The following is a 15,141-nucleotide window of genomic DNA, read 5'->3' on the forward strand; positions in this document are numbered from 1 at the left end:
CCCCACATCCTGCCGGGCATACCTGTCAGATCCCGTCAGGTACCGGAGAGCCGTTCCACGACCGGCGCGAAGGCGTCCATGAACTGGGCGTTCACCGACACGTACGAGATCCCGAGGTGGTCACGGCGGCGCAGCAGCGTGTCGGCCATCTCGGCCACCGTGCCGGTGAGGATGCCGGTGCCGGTGCGGCCGAAGCGGCTCAGCGCCCACCCGGGCGGCTCCGCTCCGGCGCAGGCCAGGTTCATGGCCAGCTCCAGCTCGTGGAAGCGGTCGCCGGCCAGCTCGTACAGCTCGTCGAGCTTGGCGGCGACCTGCTCCTCGGTGTAGTGCGGCGGCACGCCGAGCGCGACCGTGTCGGCCTTGGCCGCGGCCAGCCGCAGCAGCTTCGTCCCGGAGGCGGCGACCAGGACCCGCACGTCCTGGACGGCGTCGATGGTCCTGGACAGCCGCTCGATGCGCTGGCTGGGCGTGCCGAAGCGCACGCCCAGCGCCGCCGCGTCGCCCTCGGCGTCGGGCCGCCCGGCGCCCAGGCCCAGCTCGAACCGGCCGCCGGTGAGCTTGTGCAGGGTGGCGCTCTCCCACGCGACGGCCTGGGGCGTGCGGTTGGGGGCGCTGAGCACGTACGTGCCGACGCGCAGGGTGGTGGTGGCCGTGGCCGCCACCGCCGCGGCGGTGAACGGCGACAGCGTGCCGAGCGTGTCGGGCACGAGCAGGGTCGAGTAGCCCAGGTCTTCCGCCCGCCGGGCCAGTCCGGTCCACGCGCCGGCGTCGGGCGCCTGCCCGGCTACCGCGCCGAATCTGAACGGGTGATCGGTCATGCCCCATACGATCGCCCACAGGCGGGGTGCGTGACATCGTCCCCCGGACCTGTGGCCCGCTACATCCGGGGGCGCATGGCTCCGGCGGGCGCTACTCCCCCAGCAGTACCCGGGTGAAGTCGTTGGCGAACTTGCCGGTGGGGTCGAGCCGGCGAGCCAGCGAGCGGAAGGAGCCGGGGCACTCCGGCCACCGGGTGAACAGCTTGCCCCAGTGCGGGATCGGCTCGAACGGCGCCAGCGTCCGCTCCACCAGCTCCAGCACGGGCATCACCGCGGCCACGTCCTTGACCCAGGTGAAGTGGATGCCGATGCTGTCGCGGCCGTTGAAGGGGCTCAGCCACAGGTCGTCGGCGGCGATGGAGCGCACCTCGGAGATCTGCAGCACCGGCCGGATGCGGTCGCCGATCGCGAACAGCTCGCGCAGCGCCTCGACCGCGTGCCGCCTGGGCAGCAGCAGCTCCGACTGCAGCTCGTCACCGGCGCCGCTGGGCGGGTAGTCGGCGCGGAAGTGCGGCAGCCGCTCGTACCAGGGGCCGGGCACGCCCAGCTGGCCCGTGCAGCTGTCGGCCGGCATGGCGGGCAGGGGGTGGCGGGGGCCGTCGGCGGGGGTGGTGCCGTACCAGTCGGGGCTGGTCAGCTCCTCCTCGCGCTTCAGCCAGACGCGGGTGTCGCGGTAGTCGGTGAAGAGGCTGACGCTGTAGCCGCTGGACATGATCTCGTCGAAGTGCGCGAGCGCGTCCGCACGCAGCCCCTCGCGAACGTATTGGCGCAGCTCGAAGGCGGGTACGAGGTCGAGCGTGAGCGAGGTGACGATGCCGAGGGCGCCGAGCGACACCACGGCGCCGGGGAAGTCGGCGTCGCCGCGCGAGAGCGACAGCAGCGAGCCGTCGGCGGTGACGAGCTCGATCCCCGACACGGCGGCGGCCAGGCTGCGCACGGCGTCGCCCGAGCCGTGCGTGCCGGTCGCGACCGAGCCGGCGACGGAGATGTGCGGCAGCGAGGCCAGGTTCGCCAGCGCGAAGCCGGCCTGGTGCAGCCGCGGCGCGAGCGTCGCGTACGTCGTGCGCGCCCCGACCCGCACCGTGGCCGTGGCGCTGTCGATCTCCACCTGGTCCGGCATCCGGTCGAGCACCACGAGCTCGCCGTCGGTGTCGGCGACGTGGTTGAAGGAGTGCCCGCTCCCGAGGGCCCGCACGCCGGCGCCGGCCGCGACGAGCCGCTGCAGCTCGTCGAGGGAGGTCGGATGGTGGACGTCTTTCGCGTGGAATGTGGTGTTTCCAGCCCAATTGGTCAGCGTCACGGCCTTACCTTCCCACAGCTCCACCTTGTCAGCCCGCCCGGGTACCGCTAGTTTCAGGTGCCGCCGACCGGAGGTGTGCCGTGCTTCTTCTGTCCCAGGCCGTCGGCCTGGTCACGCTCGCGCTCTGGCTCTACTGCCTGTTCGACGCGATCACCACACCTGACGCGACCTGCCGCAACCTGCCGAAGATCGCCTGGGTGGTGATCGTGCTGCTGTTCCCGCTCATCGGTTCCGTGGCCTGGCTGGTGGCGGGCCGCCCGGAGCGGGGCCAGGCCGCTCGGTCGCGGCCGAGCCCCTACCCCGAGTACGACCGCCCCGGCCGCTTCGCCGCCGGCAACCCCGACGACGACGAGGAGTTCCTGCGCCGCTGCCGCGAGCGCGCCGAGGAGCAGCGCAGGAACGCCCCCAAGAAGTCTCCCGAAGGGGAGGACTAGAAGCCCTGGGCCAGGCGGTAGTACGCCTGGTTCCAGCGCAGCTCCTTGGCGAACTGCTCGGTCGTGGTGCCGGCGTCGATGACCACCAGCTCCACGCCCAGCATCTCGGCCAGGTCGACCAGCTCCTCGCGGCCCACGGCCTTGGACAGCACCGTGTGGTGCGGCGCGCCGGCGGTCAGCCACGACTCGGTGGAGGTGCGCAGGTTCGGGCGCGGGCGCCACACCGCGCGGGCCACCGGCAGCTTGGGCAGCGGCTGCGGCGGGGCCACCACGTCGATCTCGTTGGCCACCAGGCGGAACCGGTCGCCCATGTCGGCCAGGCCGATCACGATGCCGGGCCCGGGCTCGGCGTCGAACACGAGCCGGACCGGGTCCTCCCGGTTGCCGATGCCCAGCGGGTGGATCTCGCACGACGGCGTGCCGGAGGCGATCGACGGGCAGACCTCCAGCATGTGGGCGCCGAGGATGAGCTCGTTGCCGGGCGTCAGGTCGTAGGTGTAGTCCTCCATGAAGGAGGTGCCGCCGGGAGTCATGGCCTTGAGCGTGCGCAGCAGCACCGAGGTCTTCCAGTCGCCCTCGCCGCCGAAGCCGTACCCGTCGGCCATGAGCCGCTGCACGGCCAGGCCGGGGAGCTGACGCAGGCCGCCGAGGTCCTCGAAGTTCGTGGTGAACGCCTTGAAGCCGCCGGCCTCCAGGAAGCCGCGCAGGCCCAGCTCGATCCTGGCCGCGTAGCGCAGCGACTCGTTGCGCTCGCCGAGCAGCTCGGGAGCCACGGTGTACTGCTCGGCGTACTCCTTGACCAGCGCCGTCACGTCGGCGTCGGAGGCCGCGTCCACGGCCTCGACCAGGTCGTTGACGCCGTAGGTGTTGACCGAGACGCCGAAGCGGAGCTGCGCCTCCACCTTGTCGCCCTCGGTGACCGCCACGTCGCGCATGTTGTCGCCGAAGCGGGCCAGCTTGAGCGTGCGCACCTCGGCCAGGCCCTTGGCCGCGCGCAGCCAGGACAGGATGCGCTCGCCCACGGCAGGGTCGCTGACGTGCCCGGCCACGGTCTTGCGCGGCACGCCGAGCCGGGTCTGGATGTGCCCGAACTCGCGGTCGCCGTGGGCGGCCTGGTTCAGGTTCATGAAGTCCATGTCGATGGTGGCCCACGGCAGCTCGACGTTGGCCTGCGTGTGCAGGTGCAGCAGCGGCTTGCGCAGCGCGTCGAGCCCGGCGATCCACATCTTGGCCGGGGAGAACGTGTGCATCCACGCGATCACGCCGGCGCACGAGTCGTCGGCGTTGGCCTCCAGCATGATCCGCCGGATGGCCGCCGCGTCGGTCAGGACGGGCTTCCACTCCACCGGCATGGGGAGCTGCTCGGCGATCCGCTGGGACTGCTCGGCCACCTGACGCAGCGTGTCCTCGCCGTAGAGTCCCTGACTGCCGGTCAGAAACCAGATGTTCAACGCGGGCTCCTCTGTCCGTAGACGTTCTGATAGCGGTCGTACAGGCGGTCGATGTCGGCCTGCGCGATGGGCAGCGGGTCGCCGAGCTGGCGGGCCACGTGCACCGTACGGGCCACGTCCTCGCACATCACGGCGGCCTTCACCGCGGCCTTGGCGTCCTTGCCGATGCTGAACACGCCGTGGTTCTGCATGAGGACGGCCTTGGAGCGGTGGCCCTTCAGCGTCTCGACGATGCCCTGGCCGATCGAGTCGTCGCCGATCAGCGCGAACGGGCCGATCGGGATCTCGCCGCCGAACTCGTCGGCCATCGCGGTCAGCACGCACGGGATGGCCTCGCCGCGGGCGGCCCAGGCGGAGGCGTAGGTGGAGTGGGTGTGCACGACGCCGCCCACCTCGGGCATGTTGCGGTAGACGTAGGCGTGCGCGGCGGTGTCGCTGGACGGCGCGTGCTCGCCCTCCACCAGGTTGCCGTCGAGGTCGCACACGACCATGTTCTCCGGTGTCAGCTCGTCGTAGGAGACCCCGGAGGGCTTGATGACGAACAGGTCCTCACCGGGGACGCGGCCGGAGACGTTGCCGGCCGTCCAGACCACCAGGTTGTAGCGGACCAGCTCGGCGTGCAGATCGGCGACGATCTTCCTCATGTCCATCAAGCCTGTGCCTCGTTCCTGATCGCGCGCAGCGCGTGCAGCATCTGTCCGTCTCCGAAGAAGTCGTGGAGCCTGCGGTACTCGGCGTAGAGCCGGTCGTAGGCGTCGGCGCGGGCCTCGTCCGGCACGTACGCGTTCTCGGTGCGCTTGCCCATGGCCGCGGCGGCCTCCTCGATGGAGGCGTACTCGCCGGCGGCGACGGCCGCGTGGATGGCCGAGCCGAGCGCGGGGCCCTGGTCGGATGCGATGATCGACAGCGGGCGGCGCAGCACGTCGGCGTAGACCTGCATGAGGAAGCGGTTCTTCAGCAGGCCGCCGGCGACGATGAACTCCTCGACCGGCACGCCCGACTTCTCGAACGTCTCGACGATCATGCGGGCGCCGAACGCGGTGGACTCGATGAGCGCGCGGTAGACGTCCTCGGGCTTGGTGGCCAGGGTCTGGCCGATGATCACGCCGGAGAGGTTGTGGTCCACCAGCACCGAGCGGTTGCCGCCGAACCAGTCCAGCGCGACCAGCCCGTGCTGGCCCACGGCCTGCTTCTCGGCCAGCTCGGTCAGGCGCTCGTGCCCGTCGGTGCCGAAGTTCTCGACGAACCAGGCGAAGATGTCGCCGACCGCCGACTGGCCCGCCTCGTAACCCCACAGGCCCGGCACGATGCCGTCGCGGACGACGCCGCACATGCCGGGCACCTCGGCGAGCTGGTCGCTGGGCATGATGTGGCAGGTGGAGGTGCCCATGATGGCCACCATCTGGCCGGGCCTGACGGCGTCCGCGGCGGCGGCCGTCACGTGCGCGTCCACGTTGCCGACGGCCACGGCGGCGCCCTCGGGGATGCCGGTCCACTCGGCCGCCCGCGCGGTCAGGCGGCCGGCCAGGCCGCCCAGCGGCGCCAGCGTGACGTCGCCCACCTTGTCACCGACCTCGCCGGTGGCGAGCTTGCCGACGAACCCGGCGAAGCCCGGGTTCAGCTCGGCCAGGTACTCCTCGGACGGGTAGGCGCCGTCCTGGAAGACGCCCTTGTAGCCGACCGTGCAGATGTTGCGGCTCTCGACGCCGGTGAGCTGCCAGATGATCCAGTCGGCGGCCTCGATCCAGCGCTCGGCCCTGGCGTAGACCTCGGGGGCCTCCTCCAGGACCTGCAGGCCCTTGGCGAACTCCCACTCGGAGGAGATCTTGCCGCCGTAGCGCGGCAGCCAGCTCTCGCCCCTGCGCGCGGCCAGCTCGTTGATCCGGTCGGCGTGCGGCTGGGCGGCGTGGTGCTTCCACAGCTTGGGCCAGGCGTGCGGCTCCTGTGGCGTCTCGAAGCAGAGCGGGGTGCCGTCGGCCGTGGTGGGCAGCACGGTGCAGGCGGTGAAGTCGGTGCCGATGCCGACGATCTCCGCGGCCGGCACGCCCGCGGCGGCGATGGCCTGCGGGACGGCGATCCGCATCACGTCGATCCAGTCCTGCGGCGACTGCAGCGCCCAGTCCGGGCCCAGGCGCACCTCGGTGCCCGGGAGGGTGTGCTCGATGACGCGGTGCTCGTACTCGTGGACGGCGCTGCCCAGCTCGGCGCCGTCGCTCACCCGTACGACGACGGCACGCCCGGAAAGCGTGCCGAAGTCAACTCCTACCACGTATTTGTTAGCGCTCACATTGATCTCCAGGGATTTTCGGGGGCATGCACATCATCTACCGGACGGGCTCATCCGGCAGGCGCCGTACTCGACCGGACGACGAAGCTGGGGCGGACGACCAGGCGCTCGTAGGCGGCGTGGCCGAGGTCGATCTGCCGCAGCAGCACCTCGATGCAGTGCCTGCCCACCACGTCGAAGTCCTGCCTGACCGTGGTGAGCGGGGGCGAGAAGAACTCCGACTCGGGGATGTCGTCGAAGCCGACCACGCTGATCTGCTGGGGCACCCGCACGCCCTTCTCCGACAGGGCGCGCAGCACGCCCAGCGCCATCTGGTCGTTGGCGGCGAACACGGCCGTGACGCCGTCCATCGCGGCCAGGCTCTTGCCCGCCTCGTAGCCGGCGCGCGGGCTCCAGTCGCCGGCCAGCGGTTCGGGCACCGGCCGGCCCGCCTCCTCCAGCGCGGCCCGCCAGCCTTCGAGCCGGCCCTCGGTCTCCAGCCAGTCGTACGGGCCGCTGACGTGCCAGACCGTCTCGTGCCCCTGGTCGAGCAGGTGCCGGGTGGCCAGCTTGGCGCCCTCGATCTGGTCGATGCACACGACCGACACGTCGGCCCGGTGCGTGCCCTCGACCGCCACCGCGGGCAGGCCCGAGGGCAGGCTCTCCAGCGCGAGCCCGGCCGAGCGCTGCGGGGCGACCACCACGACGCCGTCCACGCCCTGCTCGGCCAGGTAGTCGATGGCGTCGCGCACGTTGTCGGCGTCGATCGACTTCAGGCTGACGATGCTGACGAAGTAACCCGCGGTCCTGGCCGCCTGCTCGATGCCGTAGATGGTGCTGGCGGGACCGTACAGCGTGGTGTCGAAGCTCACCACGCCGAGGGTCCTCGAGCGCTTGGTGACCAGGGCGCGGGCCACGAGGTTGCGCCGGTAGCCCAGCCGGGTGATCGCCGCCTCCACCCGGGCGCGGGTGTCGGCCCGGACGTTCGGATGGTCGTTGAGCACCCGGGAGACCGTCTGGTGCGACACGCCCGCCTCCTTGGCCACGTCGGCCATGACCGGCAGGCGACGCCTGGCTGTCGTCAACGGTCTCTCCTTTTCGCTGGGCTCTGAGGATCTTACTTAGCGGAGGCCCCTGCCCGGCGCTTGGTCCAGACGTCGAACGCGACGGCCGCCAGGAGCACGATGCCCTTGACGAGGAGGACCCGCTCGCTGGGCGAGCCGATCAGGGACATGCCGTTGTTGATCACCGCCATGATCAGACCACCGGTGATGGCGCCGACGACCTTGCCGACGCCGCCCTGCACGGCCGCGCCGCCGATGAAGGCCGCCGCGATGGCGTCCAGCTCGAAGCTGTTACCGGCGGTGGGCCCGGCCTGGTTGAGGCGGCCGGCGAAGATGATGCCAGCGATGGCCGACAGCACGCCCATGTTCACGAAGATCCAGAAGACGACCGACTTGACCTTCACGCCGGACATGATCGCCGCCTGCAGGTTGCCGCCGATCGCGTAGATCTGCCGGCCGAAGACCGTGCGGTTGGCCATCATCGAGTAGGCCAGCACGAGGATCGCCAGCAGGACCAGCACCCACGGGAGGTTCTTGAACCGGGCGAGCTGGACGACCAGGAACATGATGATCGCCGCGCCGGCGACCATCTTCAGCCAGAACAGCGCCATCGGCTCGACCGACTGGCCGTAACCCTTGCGGGCGTTCCTGGTACGCAGCTGGGCGGTGAACATGCCGGCGATCGCGACGACGCCGATCAGCAGGCTGAACAGGTCGGCGCCGCCGAGCGGGCCGAGGCCGATGTTGCCGAGGTAGCCGTCGGTGAAGCCGTTGGCCATCGTCCGGACCTGGTCCGGGAACGGGCCGATGCCCTGGTTGCCCAGGACGGTCAGCGTCAGCGCCCGGAACAGCAGCATGCCGGCCAGGGTCACGATGAAGGCGGGGATGCCGAAGTAGGCGATCCAGTACCCCTGCCAGGCTCCGATGAGCGCGCCGGCCACCAGCGTGGCCAGCAGGGCCAGCGGCCATGGCCAGCCCATGTTCACCATGAGCACCGCCGCCAGCGCTCCCGTGACCGCCACCACCGAGCCGACCGACAGGTCGATGTGCCCGGCGATGATGATCAGGATCATCCCGATCGCGAGGATCAGGACGTAGGAGTTCTGGACGATGATGTTCGAGATGTTCTGCGGTGTGAGCAGCGCGCCGTCGGTCAGAACCGAGAACAGCAGGATGATCGCCGCGAAGGCGATGTAGATGCCGCTGGATCGCAGGTTGAGCGAGACTCCGCCGAACGACACCCGGCCCGGCTGCCGTGGCGCTCCGCCGTCGCCCTTGGCGCCGACCTTCACGTCGGCGGGCGTGATGCTGCTCATGCGCCCACCTTCACCGGGCGCATGGGCAGCAGCTGGCTGTGTTCGATTGTTCGCTCGCTTCGCTCGCTCATCAGAGCTACTCCTGTCCCTTGGTCATGAGGTGCATGAGGCTTTCCTGGGTGGCCTCCTGGCGGGGAACCTCGCCGGTGATGCGACCTTCGGAGAGTGTGTAGATGCGGTCGCACAGGCCGAGCAGCTCAGGCAACTCACTGGAGATCACCAGCACGGCCTTGCCCTCGTCGGCGAGGCGGTTGATGATCGTGTAGATCTCGTACTTGGCGCCGACGTCGATGCCGCGGGTCGGCTCGTCGAGGATGAGCACGTCCGGCTCGGTCATGATCCACTTGGACAGCACGACCTTCTGCTGGTTGCCGCCACTGAGCTGGCCCACGACGCTGTTGACGCTCGGGGCCTTGATGTTCATGCTCTTGTGGAACTCCTCGGCGACCCGGTACTCCTCGTTGTCGTTCACCCAGCCGCGCTTGGCCAGGCCCTTGAGCCCGGCGGCGCTGATGTTGGTCTTGATGTCCTGGATGAGGTTGAGCCCGTACCGCTTGCGGTCCTCGGAGGCGTAGGCGATGCCGTGGTTGATCGCGTCCTGCACGTTGCGGATCTCGATCGGCTTGCCGTCCTTGAAGATCTTGCCGGAGATGTGCACGCCGTACGTGCGCCCGAACAGGCTCATCGCCAGCTCCGTGCGCCCGGCGCCCATCAGCCCCGCCAGCCCGACGATCTCCCCGCGCCGCAGCATGAGCGCGGCCCCGTCCACGACCTTCCGGTCCGGCTGGGTGGGGCTGTAGACCGTCCAGTCCTCGATGCGCAGCGCCTCCTCGCCGATCGTCGGCTCGTGCGGCGGGTAGCGGTTGTCGAGGGCGCGGCCGACCATGCCGGCGATGATGCGGTCCTCGGTGACGTGGTCGGTGACCATGTCGAGCGTCTCGATCGTGCGGCCGTCACGGATGATCGTGACGGAGTCGGCGATCGCGGTCACCTCGTTGAGCTTGTGCGAGATGATCACGCACGTGATGCCCTCGTCGCGCAGCCCGCGCAGCAGGTCCAGCAGGTGGGCGGAGTCGTCGTCGTTGAGCGCCGCGGTCGGCTCGTCGAGGATGAGCAGCTTCACCCTCTTCGACAGGGCCTTGGCGATCTCGACGAGCTGCTGCTTGCCCACGCCGATGTCGGAGATGGGCGTCGTCGGGTTCTCGCGCAGGCCGACCCGCTTCATCAGCTCGGCGGCCTCGTAGTTGGTGCGGTTCCAGTCGATGAACCCGCGCTTGGCGCGCTCGTTGCCGAGGAAGATGTTCTCCGCGATCGACAGCTGAGGGCTGAGCGCCAGCTCCTGGTGGATGATGACGATGCCGGCGTGCTCGCTGTCGCGGATGCCGCCGAACTGGCAGCGCTCGCCCTCGAAGAAGATCTCGCCCTCGTAGTCGCCGTGCGGGTAGACCCCGGACAGCACCTTCATCAGCGTCGACTTGCCGGCGCCGTTCTCGCCGCAGATGGCGTGGATCTCGCCCTGCCGGACCGACAGGTTGACGTCCTGCAGCGCCTTGACGCCGGGGAACGTCTTGGTGATCCCGCTCATCCGCAAGATGTGCTCGGTCATATCCCCTCGCTCAGGAAAAGCCCCGGGGAGCGGCGTCCCCGGGGCTGAACCCCTACTTGAGCTGGTCCTCGGTGTAGTAGTTGCCGCCGACGATGACTTCCTTGTAGTTGGACTTGTCGACGATCACCGGGTCGAGCAGGTACGAGGGCACGACCTTGTTGCCGTTGTCGTAGTCCTTGGTGTTGTTCACCTCGGGCTGCTGGCCCTTGAGCACGGCGTCGGCCATCTTCACCGTCTGCTCGGCGAGCTTGCGGGTGTCCTTGAAGATGGTGGAGTACTGCTCGTCGGCGACGATGGACTTCACCGACTGGAGCTCGGCGTCCTGGCCGGTCACGATCGGGTACGGCTTGCTGTAGCCGGAGCTCTTCAGCGCCGAGAGGATGCCGATCGACAGACCGTCGTACGGGGACAGCACGCCGTCGACCTTGGTGCTACCCGTGTAGGTCTTGGTGATGATGTCCTCCATGCGCTTCTGCGCCGTGGCGGGGTCCCACCGCAGGATGGCGGCCTGCTTGAAGTCGGTCTGGCCGCTCTTGATCACCAGGGTGCCGTCGTCGATCTTCGGCTGGAGCACCGACATGGCGCCGTTCCAGAAGAAGGTGGCGTTGTTGTCGTCGGGCGAGCCGCCGAACAGCTCGACGTTGAACGGGCCCTTCTTGCCGTCCTCGACGCCCAGGCCCTTCAGCAGCGAGGTCGCCTGCTGCACGCCGACCTTGAAGTTGTCGAAGGTGGCGTAGTAGTCGACGTTGGGGCTGTTACGGATCAGCCGGTCGTAGGCGATGACCGGGATCTTGGCGTCGGCGGCCTGCTGGAGCTGCGAGGTGATCGCCGTGCCGTCGATCGAGGCGACGATCAGGAGCTTGGCTCCCTTGGTGATCTGGTTCTCGATCTGGTTGGCCTGCGTCGGGATGTCGTTCTCGGCGTACTGGAGGTCGACCTTGTAGCCGAGCTTCTCGAGCTGCTGCTTGACGTTGTCACCGTCGTGGATCCAGCGCTCGGAGGACTTGGTGGGCATGGTGACGCCGATCAGCGCGCCCGCGTTACCGGCGCCCGCGGAGGCGGAGGCCTCCTGGTCGACCGTTTTCGTGCTCGAGCCACAGGCCGTCATGGTCGCGGCGAGCGCGATGGCGGACACCACGCCCCCGATCCGTCCCAACCTCATGAGCATCCCTTTCCATGGGGGTCGCGGCAGACGCAGGACGCGGCGGCTGCCGGTGATAAGTGAGGGGATTCGATCACAGAACGTGACGAATCAGAGCAAAGTTCGCACTCGTTTCCGCTGATTGTTATCGCTAACAAAGTCTATGTCAACGCTCGGACATAACCTCACAGAAACTTTCAGGTAACTTTCGCGCAGGTCAGCGGCCTGAGCGGGCCGAGAACAGGCGCTGCAGCAGGATGAAGACGAAGAGCAACATTCCGATGAAGATCTTGGTCCACCAGGACGACAGGGTCCCTTCGAAACTGATGATCGTCTGGATCAGTCCCAGCACGAGCACCCCGAGAACGGTCCCCAGCAGGAAGCCGCTACCGCCGGTCAGCAGCGTCCCGCCGATGACCACCGCGGCGATCGCGTCCAGCTCCATGCCCACCGCGTGCAGGCCGTAGCCGGAGAGCATGTAGAACGACAGCAGCACGCCGCCCAGTGCCGAGCAGAACCCGCTGATCGTGTAGACGGTGATCTTCGTCCGCCCCACGGGCAGGCCCATGAGCAGCGCCGACTGCTCGCTGCCGCCCGTCGCGTAGACCGAGCGGCCGAAGCGGGTGTAGTGCAGCACGTACGCCGCCACCACCACGACCACCACCGCGATGATCACGCTCGGTGAGATCCACAGGTCGGCGAACAGGTCGATCCTGGTCTGCGCGAAGGCCGTGAACGTGGCGTCCTCGATCGGGATCGAGTCGGTCCCGATCGTGTAACACAGCCCCCGCGCCAGGAACATGCCCGCCAGCGTCACGATGAACGGCTGGATGTCGAAGGCGTGCACGATGTACCCCATCACCAGGCCCAGCCCCGACCCGATGGCCAGCACCAGCGGCACCACCAGGTACGGCGGCCACCCCGGCCCCGCCATGAGGCTGGCCGAGATCATCGTCGACAGCGCCACCACCGACCCCACCGACAGGTCGATGCCCCCGGTGAGGATCACGAACGTCATCCCGACCGCCACCACCAGCAGGAAGGCGTTGTCGATGAAGACGTTCAGGATCACCTGCCCGCTGGCGAACCCCTCGTAGCGGACCCCACCGGCCACGAACATGGCCGCCAGCAGGCACCCGGTCACCAGGACGGGCAGGTACTTGGCCGGGACCGAGGCCCGGCCCACCGTCAGCGTGGTCACGCGGTCACCCTCACCTTCTCCTCGGGGGCAGGGCTGGGAGGCGCCGCCCGCCCCCGCCCGCCGAACACCTTCGCGCGGAACGACGGGGACTGGATGAGGCAGACCGCGGTCACGACCAGCGCCTTGAACAGCAGCGTCGTCTCCGGCGGCACCCCGATCGAGTAGATCGTCGTGGTCAGCGTCTGGATGATGAGCGCGCCCAGCACGGTGCCGCCGAGCGAGAAGCGGCCGCCCGCCAGCGACGTTCCGCCGATCACCACGGCCAGGATGGCGTCCAGCTCGATCCACAGGCCCGCGTTGTTGCCGTCGGCGCTGGAGACGTTGGAGCTGATCATCAGGCCGGCGACGCCCGCGCACAGGGCGGCGAACGCGTAGACCATGACGATGATCCCGCGCGCCCTGATCCCCGCCAGCCTGCTCGCCTCGGCGTTGCTGCCGACCGACTCGATCAGCATGCCCAGCGCCAGCCTCCTGGTCAGGAACAGGCTGATCGCCAGCACCCCGAGCACGATGAGGATGCCGAACGGCACGGTCAGCCAGTAGCCGCCGCCGATCACCTTGTACGCCGGGCTGTTGACCGTGATGATCTGCCCGTCGGTGATGAGCTGGGCCAGGCCGCGCCCGGCCACCATGAGGATGAGCGTGGCGATGATCGGCTGGATGCCGATGCCCGCGACCAGGAACCCGTTCCAGGCCCCCAGTACCAGGCAGAGCCCCAGCGCCAGGGCCACGGCGGTGAACACGCTCGCGTCCTGGCTGATCTGCAGGCAGGCCAGCGCCCCCGAGATCGCCACCACCGAGCCGACCGACAGGTCGATGCCGCCGGTCGCGATGACCAGCGTCATGCCGAGCGAGACCAGGATCAGCGGGGCGCCGAAGCGCAGGATGTCGATCAGGCTGCCGTACAGGTGGCCGTCCTTGACCTCGATCGAGAAGAAGCTGGGCGTGAAGAACACGTTCAGCGCCAGCAGCAGGGCCAGGATGACCAGCGGCCACAACAGACGTCGCATCAGGCCCGCCCTCCGCTCGCGATGGTCTCCATCAGCACGTCGGTCGTGAGGGCCTCGTCATTCGGCAGCTCGGCCACCAGCCGCCGGTCCCGCAGCACCTGCACCTTGTGGCTGAGCCGCAGCACCTCCTCCAGTTCGGCGGAGATGAACAGCACCGCCATCCCGCCGTCCGACAGCTCGGCCACCAGGCGCTGGATCTCCGTCTTGGCCCCGACGTCGATGCCCCGGGTGGGCTCGTCCAGGATGAGCAGCCGGGGCTCCAGGATCAGCCACCTGGCCAGCACCACCTTCTGCTGGTTGCCGCCGCTGAGGTTGCGTACCAGGTGCTCGGGGTTGGGCGGGCTGATCTTCAGGGCCTTGACGTACCTGGCGACCAGGTCGTCCTGCTGCTCGCGCGGCACGGGCCTGGTCCAGCCCCTGGTGGCCTGGAGGGCCAGGATGATGTTCTCGCGCACGGTGAGGTCGGGGATGAGCCCGTCGGCCTTGCGGTTCTCCGAGCAGAACGCGATCTTCTGCGCCATGGCCGCGCGCGGCGTGCGTAACGACTGCGGCGACCCGCCGATCACGATCTCGCCCGTGCTCGCGTGGTCGGCGCCGAACAGCAGCCGGGCGACCTCCGTACGCCCCGAGCCGAGCAGCCCCGCCAGGCCCACGACCTCGCCCTCGTGGATGGTCATGCTGAACGGCTCGATCGCCCCGGCCCGGCCCAGCCCGCGCGCCTCGACCAGCGGGCGGTCGAACACCTTGGCCTCGCCGTGCAGCCGTTCCAGCACGGCCAGCTCCTGGCCGATCATCTTGGCGACCAGCTCGACCTGCGGCAGCTCCCGCGTCAGGTACTCCCCGACCAGCCGCCCGTTGCGCAGGATCGTCATCCGGTCGGAGATCTCGTAGACCTGGTCGAGGAAGTGGGAGACGAACAGGATCGCGATGCCCTCCTCCTTCAGCCGCCTCATCACCCTGAAGAGCTGATCGACCTCGTCGGCGTCCAGGCTGGAGGTGGGCTCGTCGAGGATCAGCACCCTGGCGTCGATGTCGATCGCCCGCGCGATGGCCACCATCTGCTGGATGGCCAGCGAGTACGACGACAGCGGCGCCGACACGTCCAGGCTCAGCTCCAGCCGCGACAGCAGCTCGCCGGCCCTGGCCCGCATGCGCTTCCAGTGGATGCGGCCGAGCCGGCGTGGCTCGCGGCCGAGCAGGATGTTCTCGGCCACCGACAGGTTCGTGCAGAGGTTGACCTCCTGGTAGACCGTGCTGATCCCGGCGTGCTGCGCCCCCAGGGGGCTGCCGAACGCGACCTGTTCGCCGTTCAGCTCGATGGTGCCCGCGTCGGCGGTGTGCACGCCGGTGAGCACCTTGATCAGTGTGGACTTGCCCGCGCCGTTCTCTCCCATCAGCGCGTGCACCTCGCCGGGCAGCAGCCGCAGGTCCACTCCGTCCAGGGCTTTCACCCCCGGAAACTGTTTGCCGATCCCGGTCATCGTCAGGACCGGCGTGGGTACGGCCATCCGCCTTCCTTCCTGGGAGGGCGGCC

13 protein-coding genes are annotated in these 15,141 nt (G+C 69.2%); 1 reads left to right on the plus strand and 12 read right to left on the minus strand.

Annotated elements, in window-relative coordinates:
- Positions 1 to 35 precede the first annotated feature (35 nt).
- Positions 36 to 818, minus strand: a complete 783-nt coding sequence (locus tag ACBJ32_RS18015; RefSeq protein WP_375127696.1) for an LLM class flavin-dependent oxidoreductase — start codon at positions 816 to 818, stop codon at positions 36 to 38.
- A 91-nt stretch (positions 819 to 909) separates the two neighbouring features.
- Positions 910 to 2,118: an FAD-binding protein gene (locus ACBJ32_RS18020; protein WP_375127697.1), complete on the minus strand. Its 1,209-nt coding sequence runs from the start codon at positions 2,116 to 2,118 to the stop codon at positions 910 to 912.
- Between the two features lie 80 nt (positions 2,119 to 2,198).
- Here ACBJ32_RS18020 and ACBJ32_RS18025 point away from each other — a divergent pair, with 80 nt between their 5' ends.
- Positions 2,199 to 2,552 carry a PLD nuclease N-terminal domain-containing protein gene (locus ACBJ32_RS18025; protein WP_375127698.1) on the plus strand — a complete coding sequence of 118 codons (354 nt, stop codon included), beginning with the start codon at positions 2,199 to 2,201 and terminating at the stop codon, positions 2,550 to 2,552.
- Here the strand turns inward: ACBJ32_RS18025 and araA are convergent.
- The 10 genes from araA to ACBJ32_RS18075 form a co-directional block, all read right to left on the minus strand.
- Positions 2,549 to 4,003, minus strand: coding sequence for an L-arabinose isomerase (gene araA / locus ACBJ32_RS18030; protein ID WP_375127699.1), 1,455 nt, complete (start codon positions 4,001 to 4,003; stop codon positions 2,549 to 2,551). The two genes, ACBJ32_RS18025 and araA, sit on opposite strands and share 4 nt — an antisense overlap.
- Entirely contained in the window at positions 4,000 to 4,647 is a 648-nt protein-coding gene (locus ACBJ32_RS18035) for an L-ribulose-5-phosphate 4-epimerase (protein ID WP_357867279.1), read from the minus strand. The genes araA and ACBJ32_RS18035 overlap by 4 nt, the downstream gene beginning before the upstream one ends.
- 5 nt (positions 4,648 to 4,652) lie before the next feature.
- Entirely contained in the window at positions 4,653 to 6,272 is a 1,620-nt protein-coding gene (gene araB / locus ACBJ32_RS18040) for a ribulokinase (RefSeq protein ID WP_375127769.1), read from the minus strand.
- Between the two features lie 68 nt (positions 6,273 to 6,340).
- A complete protein-coding gene (locus tag ACBJ32_RS18045) occupies positions 6,341 to 7,354 on the minus strand; it encodes a LacI family DNA-binding transcriptional regulator (protein ID WP_375127700.1) in 1,014 nt (337 codons plus the stop codon).
- A gap of 32 nt (positions 7,355 to 7,386) precedes the next feature.
- Positions 7,387 to 8,649, minus strand: a complete 1,263-nt coding sequence (gene mmsB, locus ACBJ32_RS18050; protein ID WP_357867277.1) for a multiple monosaccharide ABC transporter permease — start codon at positions 8,647 to 8,649, stop codon at positions 7,387 to 7,389.
- Between the two features lie 76 nt (positions 8,650 to 8,725).
- The gene (gene mmsA / locus ACBJ32_RS18055) at positions 8,726 to 10,255 is read right to left on the minus strand and encodes a multiple monosaccharide ABC transporter ATP-binding protein (RefSeq protein WP_375127701.1); all 1,530 of its coding nucleotides are present in this window, start codon (positions 10,253 to 10,255) and stop codon (positions 8,726 to 8,728) included.
- Positions 10,256 to 10,307: 52 nt separating this feature from the next.
- Positions 10,308 to 11,417 (minus strand): multiple monosaccharide ABC transporter substrate-binding protein, encoded by a 1,110-nt coding sequence (gene chvE / locus ACBJ32_RS18060; RefSeq protein ID WP_357867271.1) that lies wholly within the window; start codon positions 11,415 to 11,417, stop codon positions 10,308 to 10,310.
- 196 nt (positions 11,418 to 11,613) lie between these two features.
- Positions 11,614 to 12,597: a galactofuranose ABC transporter, permease protein YjfF gene (gene yjfF / locus ACBJ32_RS18065; RefSeq protein ID WP_357867269.1), complete on the minus strand. Its 984-nt coding sequence runs from the start codon at positions 12,595 to 12,597 to the stop codon at positions 11,614 to 11,616.
- Positions 12,594 to 13,607 carry an ABC transporter permease gene (locus ACBJ32_RS18070; protein WP_357867266.1) on the minus strand — a complete coding sequence of 338 codons (1,014 nt, stop codon included), beginning with the start codon at positions 13,605 to 13,607 and terminating at the stop codon, positions 12,594 to 12,596. The genes yjfF and ACBJ32_RS18070 overlap by 4 nt, the downstream gene beginning before the upstream one ends.
- Positions 13,607 to 15,115 carry a sugar ABC transporter ATP-binding protein gene (locus ACBJ32_RS18075; protein WP_375127702.1) on the minus strand — a complete coding sequence of 503 codons (1,509 nt, stop codon included), beginning with the start codon at positions 15,113 to 15,115 and terminating at the stop codon, positions 13,607 to 13,609. The genes ACBJ32_RS18070 and ACBJ32_RS18075 overlap by 1 nt, the downstream gene beginning before the upstream one ends.
- Between the last annotated feature and the right edge of the window lie 26 nt (positions 15,116 to 15,141).

This window comes from Nonomuraea sp. GTA35, assembly GCF_041950525.1.
Classification (GTDB): Bacteria; Actinomycetota; Actinomycetes; order Streptosporangiales; family Streptosporangiaceae; genus Nonomuraea.